This window comes from Brevundimonas sp. UBA7507 (genome assembly GCF_002478355.1).
GTDB lineage: Bacteria > Pseudomonadota > Alphaproteobacteria > Caulobacterales > Caulobacteraceae > Brevundimonas > Brevundimonas diminuta_D.
The window spans coordinates 178,264-178,528 of sequence record NZ_DLNP01000004.1 but is presented as its reverse complement, the minus strand read 5'-3'; the positions used below and the strand labels follow the sequence as shown (position 1 = coordinate 178,528).

Here is a 265-nt window from a genome sequence, read left to right as displayed (position 1 = left end):
GGCGGCCTGGGCGGCGGCGGCGCGGCGCGTGGCCACGTCCTGAATAGCGGCGGCTTGAGCGGCGTTCGGCGGCGGCGCCGTGTTCAGGCTGGCCAAGGGGGCTGCGTTCAGCGCGTTCTGATCCGCCAGCTGGCTGAAGTCCTGGAACAACAGGACGCGCACATAGTCTATGGCCGTGCGGTCGCTGTAGAGCTTGACCCGCCAGGAGCCGTCCACGCCCTTGGCCACCACGCCGACCGGCAAGCCGCGCGGGAAACCGCCGCCG

Annotated in this window: 1 pseudogene; it reads right to left on the bottom strand. The window is 72.1% G+C overall.

What is annotated here, in order from left to right:
- A pseudogene (locus tag B3D50_RS03155) lies at positions 1-265 on the bottom strand (rod shape-determining protein MreC); the annotation flags it as partial.